Annotated in this window: 23 protein-coding genes and 1 tRNA gene; 20 read left to right on the top strand and 4 right to left on the bottom strand. The window is 39.0% G+C overall.

Translation table 11 applies throughout. The features are described from left to right. Positions 1-11: 11 nt before the first annotated feature. The 11 genes from mocA to nifJ all read left to right on the top strand — a co-directional run bounded on the left by mocA (position 12) and on the right by nifJ (position 11771). Positions 12-593 (top strand): molybdenum cofactor cytidylyltransferase, encoded by a 582-nt coding sequence (gene mocA, locus IGL13_RS09705; RefSeq protein ID WP_002370490.1) that lies wholly within the window; start codon positions 12-14, stop codon positions 591-593. Positions 594-606: 13 nt separating this feature from the next. Then, complete coding sequence (sclA, locus tag IGL13_RS09700) at positions 607-1755, top strand: selenocysteine lyase SclA (RefSeq protein ID WP_002378591.1); 1149 nt, start codon at positions 607-609, stop codon at positions 1753-1755. A gap of 15 nt (positions 1756-1770) precedes the next feature. Beyond that, entirely contained in the window at positions 1771-2793 is a 1023-nt protein-coding gene (gene selD / locus IGL13_RS09695) for a selenide, water dikinase SelD (RefSeq protein WP_002362241.1), read from the top strand. Between the two features lie 15 nt (positions 2794-2808). Continuing rightward, positions 2809-3396 (top strand): sulfurtransferase-like selenium metabolism protein YedF, encoded by a 588-nt coding sequence (yedF, locus tag IGL13_RS09690; RefSeq protein ID WP_002378589.1) that lies wholly within the window; start codon positions 2809-2811, stop codon positions 3394-3396. Between the two features lie 20 nt (positions 3397-3416). Then, entirely contained in the window at positions 3417-3674 is a 258-nt protein-coding gene (locus tag IGL13_RS09685; protein WP_002356603.1) for a DUF3343 domain-containing protein, read from the top strand. Further along, the gene (yqeC, locus tag IGL13_RS09680; RefSeq protein WP_002378588.1) at positions 3662-4417 is read left to right on the top strand and encodes a selenium cofactor biosynthesis protein YqeC; all 756 of its coding nucleotides are present in this window, start codon (positions 3662-3664) and stop codon (positions 4415-4417) included. Before IGL13_RS09685 ends, yqeC begins: the two co-directional genes overlap by 13 nt. Next, positions 4381-5211, top strand: a complete 831-nt coding sequence (yqeB, locus tag IGL13_RS09675; RefSeq protein WP_002378586.1) for a selenium-dependent molybdenum cofactor biosynthesis protein YqeB — start codon at positions 4381-4383, stop codon at positions 5209-5211. The genes yqeC and yqeB overlap by 37 nt, the downstream gene beginning before the upstream one ends. Before the next feature lie 235 nt (positions 5212-5446). Beyond that, positions 5447-5911, top strand: a complete 465-nt coding sequence (locus IGL13_RS09670; RefSeq protein ID WP_002382673.1) for a flavodoxin — start codon at positions 5447-5449, stop codon at positions 5909-5911. A gap of 37 nt (positions 5912-5948) precedes the next feature. Further along, complete coding sequence (locus IGL13_RS09665) at positions 5949-6806, top strand: sulfide/dihydroorotate dehydrogenase-like FAD/NAD-binding protein (RefSeq protein WP_002370486.1); 858 nt, start codon at positions 5949-5951, stop codon at positions 6804-6806. Continuing rightward, positions 6799-8217 carry an NADPH-dependent glutamate synthase gene (gene gltA / locus IGL13_RS09660; RefSeq protein ID WP_002365018.1) on the top strand — a complete coding sequence of 473 codons (1419 nt, stop codon included), beginning with the start codon at positions 6799-6801 and terminating at the stop codon, positions 8215-8217. Before IGL13_RS09665 ends, gltA begins: the two co-directional genes overlap by 8 nt. A 20-nt stretch (positions 8218-8237) precedes the next feature. After that, entirely contained in the window at positions 8238-11771 is a 3534-nt protein-coding gene (nifJ, locus tag IGL13_RS09655; protein WP_002378585.1) for a pyruvate:ferredoxin (flavodoxin) oxidoreductase, read from the top strand. A 36-nt stretch (positions 11772-11807) separates the two neighbouring features. Here the strand turns inward: nifJ and IGL13_RS09650 are convergent, their stop codons facing one another. Then, positions 11808-13223, bottom strand: coding sequence for a Ktr system potassium uptake protein D (locus IGL13_RS09650; RefSeq protein ID WP_002385738.1), 1416 nt, complete (start codon positions 13221-13223; stop codon positions 11808-11810). Between the two features lie 369 nt (positions 13224-13592). Here IGL13_RS09650 and IGL13_RS09645 point away from each other — a divergent pair, with 369 nt between their 5' ends. The 8 genes from IGL13_RS09645 to IGL13_RS09610 all read left to right on the top strand — a co-directional run bounded on the left by IGL13_RS09645 (position 13593) and on the right by IGL13_RS09610 (position 21351). Beyond that, positions 13593-15110: a flavocytochrome c gene (locus IGL13_RS09645; protein ID WP_002356617.1), complete on the top strand. Its 1518-nt coding sequence runs from the start codon at positions 13593-13595 to the stop codon at positions 15108-15110. A gap of 226 nt (positions 15111-15336) precedes the next feature. Beyond that, on the top strand, positions 15337-15921 hold the full coding sequence (locus IGL13_RS09640) for a thymidine kinase (protein ID WP_002356618.1): 585 nt from the start codon (positions 15337-15339) through the stop codon (positions 15919-15921). Positions 15922-15932: 11 nt separating this feature from the next. Further along, positions 15933-17006: a peptide chain release factor 1 gene (gene prfA, locus IGL13_RS09635; RefSeq protein WP_002356619.1), complete on the top strand. Its 1074-nt coding sequence runs from the start codon at positions 15933-15935 to the stop codon at positions 17004-17006. Further along, complete coding sequence (prmC, locus tag IGL13_RS09630; protein WP_002378583.1) at positions 16999-17832, top strand: peptide chain release factor N(5)-glutamine methyltransferase; 834 nt, start codon at positions 16999-17001, stop codon at positions 17830-17832. The genes prfA and prmC overlap by 8 nt, the downstream gene beginning before the upstream one ends. Positions 17833-17875: 43 nt before the next feature. Then, entirely contained in the window at positions 17876-18898 is a 1023-nt protein-coding gene (locus IGL13_RS09625; RefSeq protein WP_002356622.1) for an L-threonylcarbamoyladenylate synthase, read from the top strand. Between the two features lie 75 nt (positions 18899-18973). Beyond that, complete coding sequence (gene glyA, locus IGL13_RS09620) at positions 18974-20212, top strand: serine hydroxymethyltransferase (protein ID WP_002356623.1); 1239 nt, start codon at positions 18974-18976, stop codon at positions 20210-20212. A 131-nt stretch (positions 20213-20343) separates the two neighbouring features. Beyond that, positions 20344-20973 (top strand): uracil phosphoribosyltransferase, encoded by a 630-nt coding sequence (upp, locus tag IGL13_RS09615; RefSeq protein ID WP_002356624.1) that lies wholly within the window; start codon positions 20344-20346, stop codon positions 20971-20973. Positions 20974-21078: 105 nt separating this feature from the next. After that, entirely contained in the window at positions 21079-21351 is a 273-nt protein-coding gene (locus tag IGL13_RS09610; protein ID WP_002362236.1) for a membrane protein, read from the top strand. Between the two features lie 73 nt (positions 21352-21424). On the opposite strand, the gene IGL13_RS09605 is transcribed toward IGL13_RS09610, so the two are convergent. Beyond that, positions 21425-21661, bottom strand: a complete 237-nt coding sequence (locus tag IGL13_RS09605; RefSeq protein ID WP_002381528.1) for a hypothetical protein — start codon at positions 21659-21661, stop codon at positions 21425-21427. Positions 21662-21819: 158 nt separating this feature from the next. Between IGL13_RS09605 and IGL13_RS09600 the strand changes: the two genes are divergently transcribed. Beyond that, a tRNA-Thr gene (locus IGL13_RS09600) sits at positions 21820-21892 on the top strand. 49 nt (positions 21893-21941) lie between these two features. Here the strand turns inward: IGL13_RS09600 and IGL13_RS09595 are convergent. Together IGL13_RS09595 and IGL13_RS09590 are read right to left on the bottom strand one after the other, a co-directional pair. Next, positions 21942-22268 carry an AzlD domain-containing protein gene (locus IGL13_RS09595; protein ID WP_002362235.1) on the bottom strand — a complete coding sequence of 109 codons (327 nt, stop codon included), beginning with the start codon at positions 22266-22268 and terminating at the stop codon, positions 21942-21944. After that, a complete protein-coding gene (locus IGL13_RS09590) occupies positions 22255-22962 on the bottom strand; it encodes an AzlC family ABC transporter permease (protein WP_002356628.1) in 708 nt (235 codons plus the stop codon). Before IGL13_RS09590 ends, IGL13_RS09595 begins: the two co-directional genes overlap by 14 nt. Between the last annotated feature and the right edge of the window lie 201 nt (positions 22963-23163).

The raw sequence follows: 23163 nt of genomic DNA, 5'->3' as shown, positions 1-23163 counted from the left end.
GGAGACAACTCATGTCACTCGTTAGTGTCATTATTCTAGCATCGGGTAATTCACAACGAATGGGCCAAAATAAATTGTTCTTAAAATATCAAGGAAAAACATTTTTGGAGCACACGTTAACCTTAGTGAATCAATTAGACGTATTAGAACGGATTTTAGTTGTTTCGCCTGAGAATCAGCCAGCGTTTCCTTTACCTAAGAACATTCAGTTGATTCTCAATCATCAATGGCAAGAAGGGCAAAGTAGCAGTATTCGTTTAGGAACTGAACAAGCTCGGGGAGCTGGCTATTTATACTTACCTAGTGATCAACCATTGTTAACACCTAAAATGCTACAACCCGTGTTAGATAAATGTCAGAGAAATAAAATTGTAGTGCCATTACAAAAAGATGGTTGTCCTAGTAGTCCAGTATTATTCGGTAATCAATTTCGACAAGAACTATTAACATTGACTGGTGAAACAGGCGGACGCATGATTTATGAACGCTTTCCAGAAGCAGTTCAGATGTTGAAAATAGCGACTCCTGGCCGTTTAAAAGATATCGACACGCCAGAAGAGTACCAAAAATTAATTCAAGAAACCAATAGTTAGAGAGGAAAAACGTATGAAGGACTTGGTTTATTTAAATTATGCAGCGACTTCCTATAAAAAATTTCCAGCAACCATTGAGACTTTGACTGCCTATTTAGCAGAAAATCAGTTCATGAATTACGGAAGAAATGCCCCTTTGCTTAGAGAGGGGCTTCCTCTTTTAGAGACACGTCAATTGTTAGCAGACTTTTTTCAGGCACCCAGTGCGGCTCAGATTACGTTTACGAATAACGCAACAACTTCCTTAAATCTTGCATTAGCGGGGATTTTACAACCTGGCGACCATGTGATTACGACTATGTTAGAACATCATGCAGTAGCTAGACCTCTTCACTTGCTTGAGAAAGAACGAGGCATTTCAGTGACGTATGTTGCTTGTCAAAAAACTGGCCTGTTAGATGTAGAAGATATTCAGCGAGCCTGGCGCACGAATACAAAAGCCTTGGTGATGACACACGCATCCAATGTCTTAGGCACCATTTTACCCATTGAAGAATGTTTTCAATGGGCTCAACAGAAAGGCTTACTAACTGTTTTGGATGCAGCTCAAACGGCGGGATTTTTACCAATAAAAATGACCCAGATGGCCATTGATGTGTTAGCCTTTACTGGACATAAAAGCTTATATGGATTAGCAGGTATTGGTGGGTTAGCTTTTAGTGAGCGAGGGGCTGAAGCGGTTAAGCCACTGATAACGGGCGGCACTGGTAGCCATTCTAATTCCTTTGATCAACCCTCTTTTTTACCAGATAAATTTGAAGCTGGTACGTTAAACAGTTTAGGTATTCTAAGCTTAAATAGTTCTGTTAAAGAGTTGAATAAAATTGGTTTAGCAGCGATTCAAAAGCACGAACGAACCTTAATGCAGAATTTTTTAGATGGTTTATCAGGGTTACCTGTCACAATTTTGGGAACCAAGGACGTGGCACAAACTGTCCCTGTTGTTTCTATCACACTGTGGAATCAGGAAGAAACAGTGGTGGCACAGCAACTAGCAGAACAATATGGCATTATGACGCGCGCAGGTTTGCATTGTGCACCATTAGCCCATGAAACAGCTGGGACTTTAGCAACTGGCACCTTACGTTTTAGCTTTGGTTGGCAGACAACGCCTGAAGAAATTACTTGGACAATTCACGCTTTACAAGAACTACTAATTTGAGAAGGAGCGGACAGCATGGATTTTTTATCACAATGTACATCAGGTGGCTGCGGGGCAAAAATTGAATCCCGTGTACTGAACCAATTGTTGCAACACTTACCTGAAACACCGGCAAATGAGCGGCTACTCGTCGGGTTTGAACATGCCGACGACGCCGCGGTTTACCAAATAACGCCTGAAAAAGCTTTGATTTCAACGGTTGATTTTTTTTCACCAATGGTCAATGATCCGTTATCATTTGGAAAAATTGCGGTCGCTAATGCTTTAAGTGATGTCTATGCCATGGGCGGAACAGTCCTTTATGCGCTAAATCTTGTTTGTTTTCCACAAAAGATGTCAAAAGAATGGTTGGAACAAATGCTCTTGGGTGGCAGCTTAAAATTAAAGGAAGCGGGCGCTTTACTGGCGGGAGGTCATTCGATTTATGACCATGAACCCAAGTATGGCTTAGCGGTAACTGGAGAAGTTCATCCAGAAAATTTGTGGCATAATAATACGCCACAGGTGGGGGATGTCTTGATTTTAACTAAAGCATTAGGTGTAGGAATTATTCAAGCGGCTGTTCGGGGGCAATTAGCGAAGCAGACGGAACAAAAAATCGCGCAAGATTCGATGGAACGTTTAAATAAATATGCCGCTGCGAATGCTCGATCCTACGCAGTACATGCTTGTACTGATGTGACTGGGTTTGGTCTATTAATTCATGCGAAAGAAATGGCTGATAATCAGGTAACATTACTGATTGATACAGAAGCATTACCAACCATTACAGGAGCGTTGGCCTACGCCGCAGAATGTTTAGTCACTGCAGCTGGGCAAAGAAACCGACAAACAATCGGAACGACAATCGATTATTCAAAAATTTCTATGGAAATGCAAGAACTTTTGTTTGATCCACAAACATCTGGCGGACTGTTAATTAGTGTCGCTGCTGATGAAGCGGCAGCCTGTTTAGCAGCTATTCAAAAAGAGGACCCTGTTGCCAAAATTATTGGCGAGGTTCTGCCAAAAGAACAACAAGCAGTAGTACTTTTATAGAGAGAAGGGCCAAATATGAAATTAGTAGATGCATTGGGGAAACCTTGCCCAATACCTGTGATTGAAACGAAAAAAGCTTTGGCGGAGTTAGGTTTAGCTGGAGGCACTATCGAGGTTTTAGTCGATAACGAAGTAGCTGTTGAAAATTTGAAAAAATTAGCTACTAAAAAACAAGCCACTTTGACTGCGAAGCAGATAGAAGCCACGGTTTTCTCTGTCAAAATTACGGTACCTGAAGAAGCGACTCAACAAACAAGTCAGTCAGCAACAGATTTAGTAATTACGATTGGCTCCGATCAATTAGGTACTGGAGACGAGCAGCTAGGACGACTATTAATGAAAAGTTATCTTCAATCATTATCAGAAGCAGAAACTGTTCCTACACAGCTATTATTCTTTAATCGAGGGGCGTTTTTAACGAATCAAGCAGCGAATACCTTAGCTGATTTGCAACAATTAGCGGAGAAGGGAACCACGATTCAAACGTGTGGGGCCTGTTTAGATTTTTATCATTTAACAGACACCTTAGCTATCGGCTCTATTACTAATATGTACGAAATTGTTGAAACAATGAATCAAGCGGTTAAAGTAATTACGCTTTAACAAAAAAAGAAGGTGAAAAGATGGAGTATTTGCTAACCTTTCCGAATACACATTATGCTGTTCTGGCAGAACAAGTACTGTTGGCAAGAAAGGTGGCTGTTCGCGTCTTTACTTTGCCACCATCATTGACGGATGGCTGTGGGATCGGTTTACTCATTAATGAAGCGGAAATAACTCACAGTGTATGTTTTTTAGAAGAAGCAAAAGTACGCGTAGCCTCTATTTTTTCTGTGAAAAATGACCTTGGGGAAAGGAGGTACCAACTGTGGAGTCCTTAAAAAAGTGTTTTGATTTACAAGGAAAGGAGATTGTGTCGATTGTTGGTAGTGGTGGGAAAACAAGCTTAATGTGGGCGCTAGCAAAAACATATCGAAAAGAAGCTGTTCTGGTTAGTACAACCACAAAAATTGGGTTTCCCCAACGTCAATTGTATGATTATTTTTATACAAACCATTTTGAAAAAATAACGCCGAATATCTGCGGAATCACTTTAGCAGGAACCGCTGTCAACAACCAAACAAAACTAACGATGCCTGCAATGACCTCGTTTCAAACATTGTTTCAGCACTTCACGAAAGTTTTTTTAGAAGCGGATGGGTCCAAACAACGACCTTTGAAAGGCTGGTCCTCTTATGAACCCGTGATATTAAAAGAAACAACCACCACAATTGGTGTGCTTCCGATTTCTGTGATTGGTCAAAAGATAGATGAAACGACCATTCATCGGTTGCCGCTTTTTTTGGAATTAACCGATGCGCAACTACAAGAACCAATCACAGAAACATTGTTAGCTCAACTGATTGCTCATCCAAAAGGATTGTTTAAAGAGAGCCAAGGCAAACGAATTTTGTGTTTAAATCAAACCCATACGCGAAGAGAGTTCGTTCAAGCGATGAATGTCTGTCTTCAGTTACCCAAAAGCTGTTTTGAAAAATTAGACAAGATTATTGCTTGCAATATGGAATTAGAGAAAGGACTTATTTTATGGGAGAAATCAGTCAAAACATCCAAGAAAAATTAGTGATTGTTCGCGGAGGGGGCGATCTAGCGACAGGTGTTATCCAAAAATTATGGCACGTTGGCTTTAAAATACTAGTATTAGAAACAGAATGTCCTCTGGCCATTCGGCGGACTGTTTCAGTTTGTGATGCTATTTTTCAGAAAGAACAAAGAGTGGAAGATTTGGTTGCTGTTCGAATTATTTCATTAAAGGATTGCGCGAAATGTTGGCAGCAAAATAAGCTGCCTGTTTTTGTCGATCAAACAGCAAGTGCTATTCAACAATTGAAACCACTGATTGTTATCGATGCGATTTTGGCTAAGAAAAATTTAGGTACGCATCGAGGAATGGCACCGATTACGATTGCTTTAGGACCAGGCTTTTCAGCACCGCAAGATGTCGATGTTGTGATTGAGACAATGCGTGGCCATAGGTTGGGACGTTTATACTTTGAAGGAACAGCTTTACCTAATACAGGTATTCCAGGTGAAATTGGCGGAAAAAGTGCGGAACGAGTTGTCCATGCCCCTGCTTCAGGACAAGTTACCCACCTTAAAAACATAGGGGATCTCGTGTTGAAAGGGGAAGCATTATTTTTAATCGATCAGGTTCCAGTTTATTCGCCTCTGACAGGGACTTTGAGAGGATTGATTTCAGAAAAGGTAACATGTTATCAAGGTTTGAAGTGTGCAGATGTAGATCCTCGACCAGTTGAGAAAGTCGATTGCTTGACGATCTCCGACAAAGCTCGTGCATTAGGGGGAGCGGTTTTAGAAGCAATTTTTATGATTGGAAGAAGGAAAAACGTTTTATAAAAAAGAACCTAAATAATATTTTTTTTACCTTAAAAATATTGTTAAAAAGGTTTGGAATGTGGTATAGTAAAGACGTAGTAAAAAATACTCTATCTCGAAAGGGGAAGAGTACATACTTAGTTAGATTAGTTTGTGAATAAAATCATTTGTAAAAGTTATTTTTTTAAGGATTAATGTAAGGGGTTACAATTGCATTTGAATGCATTGAAATATTTAGGAAAAAGAAAGGAAATGAATGAAGATGGCACTAGTAAAAATTGTTTATGCAAGTATGACTGGAAACACAGAAGAAATTTCCGAGATTTTGGAAGAACAGTTTCAAGAAGCTGGAGTTGAAGTAGAACGTGAAGAATGTTCAGAAGTTGATGTAGACTTCTTTGATGATGCAGATGCTTGTATTATCGCAACGTATACTTATGGTGATGGGGAACTGCCTTTTGAATTTGAAGATTTCTTTGATGAATTAACTGAGAAGGATTTAGCAGGTAAGCCATTTGGTGTTGTTGGCTCCGGTGATCGTGAATATGGTGAATTTTTCTGTAAATCAGCGCATGATTTTGTAGGAGCTTTTGAAAAAGCTGGTGCTAAAAAAGTAGCTGAAACAGTTGAAATTGAAAACAATGCAGAAGAAGAAGACATCGAAATGCTAAAAACATTTGTTAAAAGTGTCGCCACAACTTTATCTGATAGCGTTGCCTAAGGGTTTAAGAAAGTAGGAGTCAGAATGAAAAGGAACGATGAAGGTAGGTATTTCAATGTTTAATATTCTTCAATCGACTCAATTATCTAGTAATACATTTGATTTTTGGCTGGAAGCGCCAAGAATAGCGACACATGCTCAGGCTGGACAGTTTGTTATTTTAAGAATTGACGAAAAGGGAGAACGGATCCCCTTAACGATTGCGGAGACAAATCCACAAGCAGGCAGTATTCGAATTATTTTCCAAGTAATCGGTAAGACAACAGCTGCACTTTCCCAACTTAAAACTTCAGACTCTTTGTTGGATGTCACTGGACCTTTAGGTATGCCCACAGAAGTGAAGCAATATGGAACGGTGATGGTTGTCGGTGGCGGGGTTGGTATCGCGGCTATTTATCCAATTATCAAGGCTTTAAAAGAAGCAGGCAACCGAGTGATTACGATTTTGGGGGCACGAACAGCTGAGTTAGTTCTGTTACAAGAAGAATGCCGTCGTTATTCAGATGAGCTAATCATTACAACGGATGATGGTTCATTAGGTAAAAAGGGCTTAGTAACAGAAGCGATGGAAGAAGTTATTGCACGTGAATCTGTAGCGTGCAGTTGGGCGATTGGGCCCAGCATCATGATGAAATTTTGTACCTTGACAGCTGAAAAACATCAATTACCAATTTATGTTTCCTTGAATCCTATTATGATTGACGGAACAGGCATGTGTGGCGGTTGTCGGGTCACTGTTGATGGCACCATGAAATTTGCCTGTGTTGATGGACCTGAGTTTAAAGGCAATGAAGTAAATTGGGATGAATTCATTAATCGAATGAAGCAATATCAGGAAGAAGAAGCAGTTTGCTTTACAGATCGTTTGAAAGAGCAGGTGGAGAAAAATGGCTAGAAAAAGTCGTATAAAAACACCGATTGCGGAACAAGCACCTACTATCAGAAAGAATAATTTTGAAGAGGTTTGCTTAGGCTATACATTAGCAGAAGGGCAAGAAGAAGCGATTCGCTGTTTACAATGTAAAAATGCACCTTGTATTGCTAAATGCCCCGTGATGATTGATATTCCTGGATTTATTTTAGCTATTCGTGAAGGAAACATGGAACAAGCAGCCGATATTTTAAGTAAATATACGAATTTACCTGCTATTTGTGGACGCGTTTGTCCGCAAGAGAAACAATGTGAACAAGTTTGTAAATTAGGGAAAGCCAAAAACTTTGAACCAGTGGCAATTGGCAAATTAGAACGTTTAGTTGCCGATTGGGCATTAGAAAATCACAAGTTTCCTAAGAAAACAGCGGAACCAACAAAAGGGAAAATCGCAGTGGTCGGTTCTGGTCCTTCTGGGTTAACAGTTGCGGGGGATTTGGCAAAGCTAGGCTACGAAGTAATTATTTTTGAAGCGCTTCATGAAGCTGGTGGCGTATTAACCTATGGCATACCTGAATTTCGATTACCGAAAAAAATTGTTAAACAAGAAATTGCGAGTATTGAAGCCTTAGGTGTAACAATAGAAACCAATGTGGTAGTAGGTAAAACGATTACGATGGAAGAAATAATGTCAGAGTTTGATGCCTGTTATCTATCGGTTGGTGCAGGGGCACCAAATTTTATGGGAATCCCAGGAACTAGTTTAAATGGGGTTTATTCTTCTAGTGAATTTTTAACACGAATCAATTTAATGCATAGCTATGAGTTTCCAGAATATGATACACCGATTAAACGTGCTAAAAATGTTGTTGTGATTGGCGGCGGGAATGTTGCAATGGATGCCGCTCGTTCAGCCAAACGATTAGGCGCTGAAAATGTGAACATTGTGTATCGTCGTTCGTTAGAAGAATTACCAGCAAGAATTGAAGAATACCACCATTCCCTTGAAGAAGGAATTAACTATTATTGGTTAACGAATCCAATTGCTTATTTAGATGACCAACAAGGAAATCTAGCCGGTGTTGAATGTGTCAAAATGGTTTTAGGTGAACCAGATGTGTCTGGAAGACGACGGCCAGAACCGGTTCCAGACAGCACGTTTACCATTCCTGCTGATGCAGTAATCGAGGCAATTGGCCAAGGGGCAAATCGCGTCTTGTTATCAACATATCCAGAAATAGAACTAAACCAATGGGGTTACATTCAAGCTGATCCTAAAACAGGAGCAACCTCAATACCTGGCGTTTTTGCTGGGGGCGATATAGTCACAGGTGCTGCCACCGTTATTTTAGCGATGGGCGCTGGGAAAATCGCAGCTAATGCAATTGATCAGTATGTCAAAACACAAAAAACAACAGTCACAAGCAATGTTTAGGAAAGATAAAAGGTGAAAAAATGAAAAAAACAATGGATGGAAACACCGCAGCGGCTTATATTTCATATGCGTTTACAGAAGTTGCCGCTATTTATCCTATCACACCAAGTTCAACAATGGCTGAGTTGGTAGATGAATGGGCGGAAAGTGGTTTAAAAAATATTTATGGTCAAAAAGTTCAAGTTATTGAAATGCAATCAGAAGCTGGGGCAGCGGGAGTAGTTCATGGTTCGTTAAAAACAGGTGCGTTAACCACTACTTATACTGCTTCACAAGGTTTACTGTTGATGATTCCCAATATGTATAAAATCGCAGGAGAATTGCTGCCTTCTGTGTTTCATGTGGCGGCTCGGGCAGTAACGACAAGTGCGTTGAGTATTTTTGGTGATCATGGCGATGTGATGGCTACCCGCCAAACAGGTTTTTGTATGTTAGCAGAATCAAGTGTTCAAGAAGTGATGGATTTGTCGGCAGTTGCTCATTTAGCTAGCTTAGAAGGTAGTTTACCTTTTGTAAACTTTTTTGATGGTTTTAGAACGAGCCATGAACTACAAAAAATCGAAGTGATTGATTATGATGACCTGAAAGAAATGGTGAATCAGGAAGCTGTAACTCGTTTTAGAATGGGAGGCATGAATCCTAATCATCCCACTGTTTCAGGGACCGCTCAAAATCCTGACATTCATTTTCAACAAAGAGAAACAGTCAATAAAAATTACGAAGAAATGCCAAAAATTGTTCAAAAATACATGGAAAAAATTAACCATCTTCGTGGAACAACGTATGATTTAACCGATTATTACGGGGTTGAAGATGCAACAGAAGTCATTATTTCAATGGGGTCGGCTTCGCCAGTAATCAAACAAACAGTCGACTATCTCAATCAACAAGGACGCAAAGTTGGTTTTATCAATATTCATTTATATCGTCCATTTCCTACCGAAAACCTTCTTGAAAAATTACCAGCTACAGTAGAAAAGGTTGCGGTTTTAGATCGAACAAAAGAATCAGGAGCCGAAGGGGAACCGTTATTGCTAGATGTTCAAAGCGCTCTTTATCAACATGAAAATCGACCAATTGTGATTGGTGGACGTTATGGGTTAGGCTCTAAAGACGTAGCGCCTAATCAAATTAAAGCGATCTATGATCATTTGTTATTGCCATTTAAAGAATTAAAACAACGCTTTACGGTGGGAATCGTTGATGATGTAACCTATCAATCATTGCCAGAAGAACCTACTTTAGATTTAACGCCAGATACTACCTTCCAAGCAAAATTTTGGGGCTTTGGTTCTGACGGAACTGTGGGAGCAAACAAGCAAGCGATTAAAATTATCGGAGATCATACCGACCTTTATGCACAAGCTTACTTTAGTTATGATTCTAAAAAATCAGGCGGTTTAACCGTTTCGCATCTGCGTTTTGGTAAAGAGCCAATTACTTCCACGTATTTAATTGAACAAGCAGATTTCATCGCTTGTCATAATGCTTCCTATTTGCATAAATACGACTTGTTAAAAGGTTTAAAAGATGGCGGAACGTTTTTACTGAATACTATTTGGGATCAAGAAAAGGTTCATCGTTTATTACCGGCTAAGTTAAAAAAATATATTGGGGAGCACCAAATCAAATTTTATATTATCAATGCGGTTGAGTTAGCTCGCAAAGTAGGCTTAGGCCGTCGGATCAATACAGTGATGTCTACTGCCTTTTTTGAAGTAACAGATATTTTAACGAAAGAGCAATATTTACCGTTACTTAAAGAAGAAGTGAAAAAGACTTATGGAAAAAAATCAATGGAAATTGTTGAAAAAAATTACCAAGCGATTGATGCTACCTTTGAATCGCTGCAAGAAATTGTAGTTCCAGAAGATTGGGCAACCATTGTTTTAGAGCCAGAAAATCAAGAGTCGGAAGCTCCAGCTTTTGTGACAAATATTTTAGAACCGATCAATCGTCAAGAAGGGGATCAGCTGACCGTTTCAGATTTGATTGAAAACGGAATGAAGGGCGGTGCCATTCCTATGGGCACTGCGGCTTATGAAAAACGTGGCATTGCGTTAGAAGTACCTGAGTGGCAAATGGATAAGTGTACGATGTGTAATGAATGTGCCTTTGTTTGTCCACATGCGGCTATTCGACCGTTTTTAGCGGATGAAGAAGAACTGAAAGAAGCACCTGCAGGTTTTGCCATGCGCGAAATGCGTGGCACAGATGGGTTGATGTATCGTATCCAAGTTTCTTTAGAAGACTGTACAGGTTGTGGTCTTTGTGTTCAGGCATGTCCCGTGAAAGACAAGGCGATTTTAATGAAACCTTATGAAACTCAGAAAGAGCAAGCGATGAATTGGGCCTTTGCGATGACTCTTAAACAAAAAGCCAACCCAGTCAAAAAACTTTCTGTTAAAGGTTCCCAATTTAACCAGCCATTGATGGAATTTTCAGGTGCTTGTGAAGGCTGTGGCGAAACACCTTATATTAAGTTGTTGACGCAACTATTTGGTGATCGAATGATGATTGCTAACGCAACAGGCTGTTCATCAATTTGGGGTGGTTCGTCACCGGTGACGCCTTATACAACGAACGAATGTGGCCAAGGACCAGCTTGGAGTAATTCGCTGTTTGAAGATAATGCGGAATATGGTTATGGTATGTATATTGCCAATCGAACGAAACGGCAACATTTAGCTAGTCTGGTTGAAGAAAGTCTTGCTAAAAATGTCGGATCAGATTCACTTCAAGCCTTGTTAAATGATTGGTTGGAACACATGGCTGAAGGGGAAGGAACACAACAGCGAGCAACCAAACTAGCGGCGGCATTAAGTGAAGAAGCCGATGAAGATCCACTTTTAACAAAAATTTACGAACAAAAAGATTTATTAGTGAAAACGAGTCAATGGATTGTCGGCGGCGATGGTTGGGCCTATGATATCGGGTTTAGCGGCATTGATCATGTTCTTGCTAGTGGGGAAGATGTTAATATTTTTGTTATGGATAACGAAGTGTATGCCAATACAGGCGGACAAACATCTAAAGCTACACCAGCTTCAGCCATTGCCAAATTCTCAGCGGGTGGGAAACATACCTCTAAAAAAGATTTAGGGATGATGGCAATCACTTATGGGAATGTCTATGTTGCACAAGTGGCTTTAGGCGCAAACTCAATGCAAACGATTAAAGCAATTGACGAAGCGGAGCGGTACCCAGGCCCATCAATTATCATTGGTTATACCCCATGTATTAATCACGGGGTCAAAGGTGGAATGGTTCGGACGTTAGATCAAGCCAAAGAAGCCGTTGAATCTGGCTATTGGCCACTTTATCGCTATAATCCAGAGTTAGTTAAGAAAGGCAAAGATCCGATGGTCATTGACTACAAGAAAACAGATTTTGACAAAATGCGTGATTTCCTTGAAAAACAAACACGTTACTCTGCGTTGCATACAATTAAACAGAATCAAGAAGTAGTCGAACATTTACTTGATAAAACTAAAGAAGATGCAATTGAACGCTCTGAAAGTTATAACAAACTAGTCACACACATGAAAAAATAAAAAAACAAAGCCTCTTACTTGAGAGGCTTTGTTTTTTTATCCAATAATAATTTTTTCTGAAGGGTATTCGTAGCCTAAGTCACGTGTTTCTTTTGGTACAAAAATCATTAAGGTATAAAGCATACCAATACGTCCAATAAACATTAATAAGGCAATCATTAATTTACCTACTGTTGTTAAATCGTCTGTAATGCCCAAAGAAAGACCGGTTGTCCCAAAGGCAGAAGCGACTTCCACAATGATTGAAATCAAGGGAAGATTTTCAGTGGCTGACAAAAAGACGACAGCGAAAAAGCACATAATCAAAGATAACATGAAGACGACAATCGATTTTTTGACATCATCGTCATCTATTTTACGGCTAAAGACGCTAATATCATCTTCACTTTTTAAAAAGGCTAACAAATACAAGCCAATAATCGCAACAGTCGTTGTTCGAACACCACCACCAACAGAGCTAGGACTACAACCAATAAACATTAACACAGAGAAAATAATCAATGTTGTAATTTGGAAGTCCCCTAAATCATTAATTTGGAGGCCAGCGTTTCGTGTAGTCATCGAATAAAACATCGAACTTACCCAACGGCCACTTTCATTCATTGTCAAAAATAGGTGATCTTTTTCTAATAAGTAAATCAAAATAGTCCCACCAATAAACAGAACAATAAACGCTAGCAAAGCAATTTTACTAAACAATGAGAAGCGGAAAGGCAAGCCTCGTTTCTTCTTACGAAAGTTCTTTTTCTTAAAATGTAACCACTCATGAATTTCCAGTAAAACGGGAAATCCAATTCCGCCGATAAAAATTAAGAACATAATTGCCAGTAAAAAGAGATAATCATGAGCAAAAGGAATAATTGAATCACCTGAAATATCAAAGCCTGAATTAGTCACTGCAGAAATAGCTTGATAAAATCCATAAAATATCGCATCTCGCCAGTTTGTATAATAACCACTTATATAAAAATAAAGCGAAAAGAGCGAGCCGAAGATTACTTGGAACCAAATTAAAATCAAAAAAGTGGTGCGGATCAGTCGAACAATTCCGCTCAGTCGTGGCTGATTCATGTCAGTCATAATTAACTGACGTTGCTTTAATGTGATGCGCCGTTTTGATAAAATAAAAAAGACCGTTGAAATCATCATAATCCCTAAGCCACCAACTTGGAAAAGAACCTCCAATAAGACAATCCCACGATCATTAAAAACCGAATTAATATCGACTGTGGTGAGTCCAGTAACACTGACTGTACTGATTGCTAAGAAAAATAAATCAATAAAAGGAACATGCGAGTCAGGTTCTCTGAAAATAGGGAGGCAAAACAATAAATAAGAAATAACCGTCATTAATATGTAATAAGCGACGATGATTTGAATAGATGAAAAATTTTTGCGAATAAATCGATCGCTTTTTCGCTGTGCCAGCCACAGCAAACGTGTATGGTTCACTAGATAACCTCCCAATTCTAATTAAACTAAGTATACCAAAACTTTTCGCCTCAAACGAATAATTCTGCCAGAAAATCCTTGAAATGACAAATAAAAATAAGAAATTCGTTAGAAATAATTGGAAAATATCCACAAACAAGCGAGAACATGATATTTTATGAAAGAATAGAAAAATAGGTTGTTCCCCAAACAACTTATTAATAATTGGTCAGTTTGTCTAACGATACAACTTTAAAAAGTAGTGGTAGCTTTTTTATTTCGGTTGATATGTGAATGTGTTCACTTTATGTAACAAACTGTTATTTTTATTCAAATGAAAAATAAGAAATTGTGTTGGTAGAAATCAATAGTTTATAAGGTGGGAAAACAATGAAAAAAGTGTTAATGGGAGTTCTTTCCCTAGGGTTATTATTAGGTGCAGCAACAGGTTGTACAAGCGATCAAGAAAAAGCCGCTGGTAAAACAAAAGCATCTTCTGAAAAAACAGAAGCAACATCTGGTGCCTCTGCTAATGGTTATACAGATCCAAGTGAACTAAAAGACAGTTATGATGTTGTTATTGTTGGTTCAGGTGGTGCGGGGATGACCGCTGCATTACAAGCCAAAGAAGCTGGCATGAATCCAGTTATTTTAGAAAAAATGCCTGTTGCAGGTGGGAATACAATTAAATCGTCTTCAGGAATGAATGCTTCACAAACAAAATTCCAAGAAAAAGAAGGCATTAAAGATAGCAACGATAAATTCTTTGAAGAAACACTAAAAGGCGGTAAAGGAACCAACGATCAAGAATTACTACGTTATTTTGTTGATCATTCAGCTGAAGCAATTGATTGGTTAGATACAAAAGGAATTACATTGAGCAATTTAACGATTACAGGTGGAATGAGCGAAAAACGCACACACCGTCCTGCTGACGGATCAGCAATTGGGGGCTATCTAGTTGACGGTTTAGTACGTAACGTTCGCGAAGAAAAAATTCCATTGTTTGTTGATGCTGACGTGACAGACTTAGTTGAAGAAAACGGTCAAATTGATGGCGTAAAAGTGAAAATGAAAGATGATAAAGAAAAAACAGTTAAAGCAAAAGCAGTCGTTGTCACAACAGGTGGTTTCGGTGCCAACGAAAAATTAATTACACAATACAAACCAGAATTGAAAAACTATGTTACAACGAACCAAGAAGGCACAACAGGTGACGGTATCCAAATGATTCAAAAAGTTGGCGGTGCGTTAGTGGATATGAAAGAAATTCAAATTCACCCAACTGTTCAACAAAGCGATGCTTTCTTAATTGGTGAAGCAGTTCGTGGAGAAGGCGCAATCTTGGCTTCTCAAAAAGGAGAACGTTTTGTTAATGAGTTAGATACACGTGATAAAGTTTCTGCAGCAATCAATGCCTTACCAGAAAAATCAGCTTATTTAGTCTTTGACCAAGGCGTTCGCGACCGTGCAAAAGCCATTGATTTCTATGATCAAAAAGGTTTCGTGGAAAAAGGTGAAACGATTGAAGAATTAGCTGAAAAAATTGGCATGCCTGCCGATACATTGAAAGCAACGATTGATACTTGGAACCAAGATGTTAATGCCAAAGATGACAAACAATTTGGCCGGACAACTGGAATGGAAGCTGACTTAAGCACAGCGCCTTACTACGCAATTAAAATTGCACCAGGGATTCACCACACAATGGGTGGCGTGAAAATCAACACGAAAACAGAAGTTTTACGTGAAGATGGCACACCAATTAAAGGTCTATATGCTGCTGGTGAATTAACAGGTGGCTTGCATGGCCAAAACCGTATCGGAGGCAATGCCATCGCCGATATTATCATTTATGGTCGTCAAGCAGGTACGCAATCAGCAGAATTTGCCTCTGCTCAAAAATAACTAGCATTAAAAAGTCTGAAATTGTAGTCAAATAACTACAATTTCGGGCTTTTTTATTGCATACTAGCAGGATCATTAGTTGGAGTATAAACAGCCCTGCTAAAATGACTTTGGCGTAGATTCTGTTTTTTTCAGAAAAATGCACGACCATTTTAGCTAAAAATACTGCTTTTTTGCTGAAAATATAGTAAAATACGTAAGGAACTAACGGAAAGGTGTAGTGAACATGGCTCAATTATTTTTCAAGTATGGCGCAATGAACAGTGGTAAAACCATTGAAATCTTAAAAGTAGCACACAATTACGAAGAACAAGACAAACCAGTTGTTTTGATGACCAGTGGACTAGATACACGTGATGGTGTCGGGAAAGTATCCAGTCGCATCGGATTACGCAGAGATGCTATTCCAATTTTTGAAGAAACCAATGTCTTTGACTTGATTAATGATTTGTCTTACAAACCTTTTTGCGTATTAGTCGATGAATGTCAATTTTTAAACAAGCATCATGTCATTGAATTTGCACGAATTGTTGACGAATTAGATATTCCAGTAATGGCATTTGGGCTAAAGAATGATTTTAGAAATGAATTATTTGAAGGCTCAAAGTATTTACTTTTATATGCAGACAAATTAGAAGAATTAAAAACGATTTGCTGGTTCTGTCATAAAAAAGCAACTATGAACTTGCACTATATTGATGGCAAACCCGTTTATGAAGGGGATCAAGTCCAAATTGGTGGGAATGAAGCCTACTATCCTGTTTGTCGCAAACATTATTTTCATCCAAAAACAGTGAATGAAGAACAGTAAGGAGAGACACTATGTACGATCAATTACAATCTATTGAAGATCGCTATGAGGAATTGGGCGAATTATTAAGTGACCCAGCAGTCATTAGCGATACAAAACGTTTCATGGAATTATCGAAGGAAGAAGCTAATACACGTGAGACGGTTGAAGTTTATCGCCGATATAAACAAGTTGTTGAAGGGATTAGCGATGCCGAAGAACTTTTAAGTGAAAACTTAGATGCGGAAATGGCCGAGATGGCGAAAGAAGAACTTTCTGATTTGAAAAAAGAAAAAGAAGTGTTAGAAGACCGCATTAAAATTTTATTATTACCAAAAGACCCAAATGATGATAAAAATATCATCATGGAAATCCGTGGTGCAGCAGGTGGCGATGAAGCCGCACTTTTTGCTGGCGACTTATTTAATATGTACCAAAAATATGCAGAAGCACAAGGGTGGAAAGCGGAAGTTTTAGAAGCGAACGTCACTGGAATCGGTGGATATAAAGAAGTAATTATGATGATTTCAGGAGATAACGTCTTTTCAAAATTAAAATACGAAAGTGGCGCTCACCGCGTGCAACGAGTTCCTTCAACAGAATCACAAGGACGGATTCATACATCGACAGCAACCGTTGTAGTTATGCCGGAAGCGGAAGAAGTCGAAATCGAATTAGCTGATAAAGATATCCGTGTCGATATTTATCATGCAAGTGGCGCTGGTGGACAGCACGTCAATAAAACCGCTTCGGCTGTTCGTTTAACCCATTTACCAACAGGAATCGTGGTCGCAATGCAAGATGAACGTTCACAGCTAAAAAACCGTGAAAAAGCAATGAAAGTTTTGCGTGCTCGTGTGTATGACCAAATTCAACAAGAAGCACAAAGTGAATATGATGCTAACCGTAAATCGGCGGTGGGGACCGGAGATCGTTCAGAACGAATCAGAACGTATAACTTCCCACAAAATCGAGTAACGGATCATCGTATTGGTTTAACCATCCAAAAACTAGACCAGATTCTTGCTGGCAAATTAGATGAAATCATTGATGCATTAGTCTTATATGATCAAACATCGAAATTAGAAGAGATGCAAAATGGCTAAACGTTACTTTGAAGTCCTTAACTGGGCTTCTTCTTTTTTAGAGGCGCAAGGCAAAGAAGGCTATGCTATTCACTATGTTTTTTTAGAACGTAAAGGTTGGGATAAAACGCAGTGGCTCCTGCATATGCAAGAAGAAATGCCCAAAGAAGAAGAGGAACAATTAAAAACGGATTTAGCCCAATTATTGACAGATTACCCAGCACAATATTTACTAGGACAAGCTGAATTTTATGGACATTCCTTTATTGTTAATGAACATACTTTGATTCCTAGGCCAGAAACAGAAGAATTAGTCGAGCGTTGCTTAAAAGCCAATCCAGATACTCCTTTGACGGTCGTGGATGTCGGAACAGGGACAGGTGCCATTGCGATTAGCTTGAAACTGGCACGGCCCAACTGGCGAGTTATTGCCATTGATCTTTCGGAGGAAGCGTTGACTGTCGCTAAACAAAACGCGCAAGCATTAGGTGCTGGCATCGAATTTTATCATGGGAATGGCTTACAGCCAGTTGCTTCTGAAAAAATTGATCTGCTTATTTCTAATCCGCCCTATATTAGTGAACAAGAATGGCATTTAATGGATGCAAGTGTCCGAACGTATGAACCTAAAACCGCTTTATTCGCTGAAAATAACGGTTTGGCTTTATACCAACAATTAATTCATGAAAGTCAAACGATGCTTAAAGCAGACGGTAAAATTTATTTTGAAATAGGGTTTCAACAAGGCGCGGCCCTCCAAGAATTATTGAGCGCCGTCTATCCACAAAAAACAATTAAAATTGAAAAAGATTTATCTGGCAACGATCGCCTCGCGATAGCCGAGTAACTAAGGTTCTTCGTCGCCACTTTTCTAGAAGGAGCGATTTGCAATGGAAACAAAAAAATTAACCAAACAAGAAATAGCCCAAGCAGCAGCAGCCATTCAAGCAGGCGAGCTAGTGGCTTTTCCAACAGAAACTGTTTATGGCTTAGGTGCTGATGCCTTAAATGAAGCGGCAGTAAAAAAAGTTTACCAAGTAAAAGGCCGCCCCAGTGATAATCCATTGATTGTTCATGTGAACAACGTTGAGATGGTCAAAAAATACGTGGCGACCTTACCAGAAGTCGCTACAAAATTGGTGTCTGCCTTTTGGCCGGGACCATTAACTTTAATTTTTAATGTGCCTAGCGATACATTTTCTAAAACAGTAACAGGTGGTTTAGAGACAGTCGCTTTTCGTATGCCAGATAACCAAGCGACCTTAGCTTTGATTGAACAAGCCAATGTTCCGTTGGTCGGACCAAGTGCGAACACTTCTGGCAAGCCTAGTCCAACATCTGCAGAGCATGTTTATCATGATTTGCAGGGGAAAATTGCTGCCATATTAGATGATGGCCCAACGCAGATTGGGGTGGAATCAACGGTCTTGGATTTAACGGCGGAAGATGGTGTGCCAGTTATTTTACGACCAGGAGCAATTACCAAAGAGCAGTTGGAAAGCATTATTCCCCAAGTGAAAATCGATACACATTTGATTAGTGAAACTGCAGCACCCAAAGCGCCAGGGATGAAATACAAACACTATTCTCCTGATGCGGAAGTTTGGATTATAAGCGGTCAAACAGCAGAATGGCAAGCGGCGATTCAGCAAGCAAAAGAACAACAGGAAAAAATCGGCTTATTTTTAAGTGATGAACAGGCAGCACAACTAGATACAGAAAATGCGTTTGTTTATTCTTATGGTGCAGAAACGGTTGAAAATGCCACAAAAGAACTATTTGCAGGGTTAAGAGCGTTAGATGAGCAAGGAGCTACCACGATTTTTGCGCAAGGATTTGCAGAAACTGGTTTAGGCACTGCTTACATGAATCGCTTGAAAAAATCAGCCAATCAAAAATTTTTTGAAAAATAAGAGGTATTTGTAACGAAGCTGACACAGAAGTATGATACAATCAGACAAAAGAAAACAAAATGGAGTGTTGTTTGAATGGATTACAAAACGTATGACCCAGATTTATGGAATGCAATTGCAAGAGAAGAAGAGCGCCAAGAAAATAACTTGGAACTAATCGCATCTGAGAATGTTGTGTCAAAAGCAGTTATGGCTGCCCAAGGAAGTATTTTAACGAATAAATACGCAGAAGGTTACCCTGGTAAACGGTACTATGGTGGTTGTGAATTTATCGATATCGTAGAAAATTTAGCTATCGATCGTGCCAAAGAATTATTTGGTGCAAAATTCGCGAATGTACAAGCCCATTCAGGTTCTCAAGCCAATACAGCGGCATACCTTTCATTGGTTGAACCAGGTGATACCATTTTGGGGATGGATTTATCAGCTGGTGGTCACTTAACACATGGTTCGCCCGTTAACTTTAGTGGCAAAACCTATAATTTTGTCAGTTATGGAGTGGATCCTTCAACAGAAGTAATCGATTACGATGTTGTGCGAATTTTAGCAAGAGAACATCGTCCAAAATTAATTGTTGCTGGCGCAAGTGCGTATTCACGAACGATTGATTTCAAACGTTTCCGTGAAATCGCTGATGAAGTAGATGCCAAGTTAATGGTTGACATGGCGCATATTGCAGGCTTGGTAGCTTCAGGGTTGCACCCAAATCCAGTTCCGTATGCTGATATCGTAACAAGTACGACCCATAAAACATTGCGTGGTCCTCGTGGCGGTTTAATTTTGACAAATAGCGAAGAATTGGCGAAAAAAGTAAATAGTAGTATTTTCCCAGGCATTCAAGGTGGCCCATTGGAACATGTGATTGCTGGAAAAGCCGCAGCTTTTAAAGAAGCTTTGGATCCAAGTTTTGCTGAATATAGTCAGCAAGTGATTGCAAATGCACAAGCGATGACGAAAGTTTTCAATCAAGCGCCAGAAGCTCGTTTAATTAGTGGGGCAACAGACAACCACTTATTACTGATTGAAGTGACAGGTTTTGGTTTAAATGGAAAAGAAGCAGAAGCTATTTTAGATAGTGTAAATATTACTGTCAATAAAAATTCAATTCCGTTTGAACAATTAAGTCCATTTAAAACAAGTGGTATCCGTATTGGAACGCCTGCGATTACTTCACGTGGTTTTAAAGAAGAAGATGCGGTAGAAGTTGCTAAATTAATCGTCCAAGTTTTAAAAGATCCAGAAAATACAGCAGTTCATGATGAAGTCAAAGCAGCTGTAGCAGCGCTAACTAAAAAATATCCATTATATAACTAACATCAGGGATAGCTGAAGCGCGATTCTCTGTACAAATAAGAGTCGGAGCTTAGGATTTAAGGAATTCAACTTGTGTCCTAGGCTCTTTTGTTTTACAATAAGAAAGAATAAAATAATGAAGGAGAATAGATATGGGAAAATTTCAAGTAATTGATCATCCGCTAATTCAACACAAACTAACAATGATTCGCGAAAAGAACTGTGGGACAAAGGTTTTCCGCGAAGTTGTCAACGAAATTGCTATGTTAATGGCTTATGAAGTATCACGGGATATGCCTTTAGAGGATGTTGTCATCGAAACACCGATGGGTAAATCAACACAAAAAACACTTTCAGGGAAAAAAGTAGCAATCATTCCTATTTTACGTGCCGGCATTGGCATGGTTGATGGGATTTTAGAATTAATTCCAGCAGCGAAAGTTGGACACGTTGGACTTTATCGTGATGAAGAAACATTGCAACCACATGAATACTTCGTGAAATTACCTGAAGACATTGCAAGTCGTCAATTATTTGTTGTTGACCCAATGCTAGCAACAGGTGGTTCCGCAATTATGGCCATCGATTCATTAAAAGAACGTGGTGCTAGCAACATTAAATTTGTATGTCTAGTGGCCGTTCCAGAAGGTGTGAAAGCTTTACAAGAAGCGCACCCAGATGTAGATATTTATACAGCAGCTTTAGATGAGCGCTTAAACGAAGACGGCTATATCGTTCCTGGTTTAGGGGATGCTGGTGACCGTTTATTCGGAACAAAATAATAACAAAAAACCGTTAGGTAACCGATTATGGTTACTAACGGTTTTCTTTTGCTTAAAGAACTTTTCTAGGTGTATAATAAAAAATAAAAAAACAAAGGAGGAGCTATGAAAAAGAATAAAAAAGCCTTACACGCTATCGCTGTGATTGCTAGTGTGATGTCAGTTTTGATGTATGTTTCGTATATTCCGCAAATTTATGGAAATTTACATGGGGAAAAAGGCAATCCGACGCAACCATTAGTGGCAATGATTAATTGTATTTTTTGGACGATTCATGGGTTATATGGAGACGATGGAGAAACACGAGATAAGTCCATTATTTTTGCTAATGTGCCCGGAATTATTTTTGGTTTTTTTGCGTTTATTACAGCATTATAGTTTCCGACGAATTGGAAAGTATTCCAATTCTGTACATAAAAAAGAGCGGGGGAAATTTCCCACGCTTGAAGAATTAAATCTTTTTCAATTGTTTGTAATTAATAACAATCACACCATTGCTGTGCACCATTAAGTGATTGTTTTTTTGCGTTTCGTCAATTTCGACGACAGCGGCATTTTTTAATTGTTTCGTAACAACGCCTGTTTGTGGCTGTCCGTGAACAAGAAAAGTAACATGGGTGTCAACGGCGAAATCCTTACCAGCATCCGATGGAACAACAGGAGTAACCATACCATTAAAATTTGACATACAAAAAACCATCCTTTCTTGATATCTCTATTATACCACATTTTCAGAAAAAAGTTTGTAAAGTCGCTATTTGGCTTATTTTAAAGAGATTTTGCATAAATAAATAACAAACAGACTTTACAAATAAAGTAGAAAGTCCTATAATAGATTTGTTTCAGGCCAGCTTAGCTCAGTTGGTAGAGCAACGCACTCGTAACGCGTAGGTCACAGGTTCGATCCCTGCAGCTGGCATCTAAAAAAACAGACAGGCACTACCATCTGGTAGTGCCTGTCTGTTTTTTTAGATAAAATTTTGGATTAGTGCAAATGAAGCAATGCCTACCAGTACAATAAGCAATAAGTTTTTAGTAAGTATTGCGGCTAAAATGGTAGGAAATGAAGCGAATAAATAAGGAAGATTGAGGCTTGGTAAATGCCCAATTCTTTGTTCAAATAAGCTACTAAACCATAAGGCGGACATAATCACAATTGGAACAAAACTTAGATATTCTAATAATTTCTGTGGCAGACTGATTTTTTTTAAAAGTAAAAATGGCAGTATTCTTGAAAGCCAGGTTGCAACGGTACAGCCTAAAATTGTTAAAAAGAGATACTCAGAAGAAGGCATGTTTTATCATCACTCCTATTCCACACCCGATTAACGTGACAACTAAGACAATTAAATTACTGGGAATAAAAATTAGACCAATAGACATCAAACCAAAAGTAATCAGGACCATGATGAGTTGTAAAGCGATTTTCATGGAACGATCACTAATTATCTGCAGATAGAGTAAACCAATGAACATAGCCACGACCGCAAACTCAAGACCTAATGCTTGAGGGTTTGCAATAAAGCGCCCTAGATAGGCACCGATGATCGTCGAAAAAACCCAAGTCGCATAGGAAATCAAATTGGCAGCATTAAACCACTCAAAACTTAAACGTCCTTTGGTGTGGTTTAATTTATTCATTCCTAGTGCAAAACTTTCATCCGTCAGTAAGGTTCCCAACCAGAGATTTTTACCGAGAGATTCGGCTTTAAAGTAAGGCGCAATGGTCATTCCCATAAGAATCATACGCGCATTTACTAAGAAAGTCGCTAACACAATAGATAAGATAGGGCTGCCGCCAGTCAACATACTAACTGTTACAAACTGAGCAGATCCTGCAAAAATAAAAAACGACATCGCACTAACAATAAGAGGGGAAAAACCTGCTGCTTGTCCTACGATACCAAAAGCAATGCCAATACCAATATAGCCAAAAACCGTTGGCAAGGCTTCACGAATGCCAGTGCGTGCATCTAATTGGTGGTTCATTCTCTTTTTTTCCTTCTTTCTGTATAAAATTTAAACACGTGTGTATGAAAATCTAGACCTTCGATAATGAGACACAACGAGCGAATGAGCGTTTTCATTATTAACCACTCCTTTTGAACAACTAAGATATATATTGTATAATACAATAAAGAATACTTTTGTTCAATATATTAAACTTTTGGATGATAAAAAGAAACAGAA

Source organism: Enterococcus sp. DIV1937 (assembly GCF_050535975.1).
In the GTDB taxonomy this organism is placed as follows: Bacteria; Bacillota; Bacilli; order Lactobacillales; family Enterococcaceae; genus Enterococcus; species Enterococcus faecalis.
This window is presented reverse-complemented; position numbering and strand designations above follow the sequence as displayed.

Excerpts from the sequence above, each read along its gene's own strand:
- selD (WP_002362241.1), top strand. The coding sequence starts at position 1,771 with ATGGATTTTTTATCACAATGTACATCAGGTGGCTGCGGGGCAAAAATT.
- IGL13_RS09595 (WP_002362235.1), bottom strand. The coding sequence starts at position 22,268 with ATGCCTTCTTCTGAGTATCTCTTTTTAACAATTTTAGGCTGTACCGTT.
- prmC (WP_002378583.1), top strand. The coding sequence starts at position 16,999 with ATGGCTAAACGTTACTTTGAAGTCCTTAACTGGGCTTCTTCTTTTTTA.
- IGL13_RS09590 (WP_002356628.1), bottom strand. The coding sequence starts at position 22,962 with ATGAACCACCAATTAGATGCACGCACTGGCATTCGTGAAGCCTTGCCA.
- mocA (WP_002370490.1), top strand. The coding sequence starts at position 12 with ATGTCACTCGTTAGTGTCATTATTCTAGCATCGGGTAATTCACAACGA.
- IGL13_RS09685 (WP_002356603.1), top strand. The coding sequence starts at position 3,417 with ATGGAGTATTTGCTAACCTTTCCGAATACACATTATGCTGTTCTGGCA.
- IGL13_RS09625 (WP_002356622.1), top strand. The coding sequence starts at position 17,876 with ATGGAAACAAAAAAATTAACCAAACAAGAAATAGCCCAAGCAGCAGCA.
- IGL13_RS09645 (WP_002356617.1), top strand. The coding sequence starts at position 13,593 with ATGAAAAAAGTGTTAATGGGAGTTCTTTCCCTAGGGTTATTATTAGGT.
- glyA (WP_002356623.1), top strand. The coding sequence starts at position 18,974 with ATGGATTACAAAACGTATGACCCAGATTTATGGAATGCAATTGCAAGA.
- yqeB (WP_002378586.1), top strand. The coding sequence starts at position 4,381 with ATGGGAGAAATCAGTCAAAACATCCAAGAAAAATTAGTGATTGTTCGC.
- nifJ (WP_002378585.1), top strand. The coding sequence starts at position 8,238 with ATGAAAAAAACAATGGATGGAAACACCGCAGCGGCTTATATTTCATAT.
- IGL13_RS09605 (WP_002381528.1), bottom strand. The coding sequence starts at position 21,661 with ATGTCAAATTTTAATGGTATGGTTACTCCTGTTGTTCCATCGGATGCT.
- sclA (WP_002378591.1), top strand. The coding sequence starts at position 607 with ATGAAGGACTTGGTTTATTTAAATTATGCAGCGACTTCCTATAAAAAA.
- IGL13_RS09665 (WP_002370486.1), top strand. The coding sequence starts at position 5,949 with ATGAAGGTAGGTATTTCAATGTTTAATATTCTTCAATCGACTCAATTA.
- yedF (WP_002378589.1), top strand. The coding sequence starts at position 2,809 with ATGAAATTAGTAGATGCATTGGGGAAACCTTGCCCAATACCTGTGATT.
- IGL13_RS09640 (WP_002356618.1), top strand. The coding sequence starts at position 15,337 with ATGGCTCAATTATTTTTCAAGTATGGCGCAATGAACAGTGGTAAAACC.
- prfA (WP_002356619.1), top strand. The coding sequence starts at position 15,933 with ATGTACGATCAATTACAATCTATTGAAGATCGCTATGAGGAATTGGGC.
- IGL13_RS09670 (WP_002382673.1), top strand. The coding sequence starts at position 5,447 with ATGAAGATGGCACTAGTAAAAATTGTTTATGCAAGTATGACTGGAAAC.
- upp (WP_002356624.1), top strand. The coding sequence starts at position 20,344 with ATGGGAAAATTTCAAGTAATTGATCATCCGCTAATTCAACACAAACTA.
- IGL13_RS09610 (WP_002362236.1), top strand. The coding sequence starts at position 21,079 with ATGAAAAAGAATAAAAAAGCCTTACACGCTATCGCTGTGATTGCTAGT.
- gltA (WP_002365018.1), top strand. The coding sequence starts at position 6,799 with ATGGCTAGAAAAAGTCGTATAAAAACACCGATTGCGGAACAAGCACCT.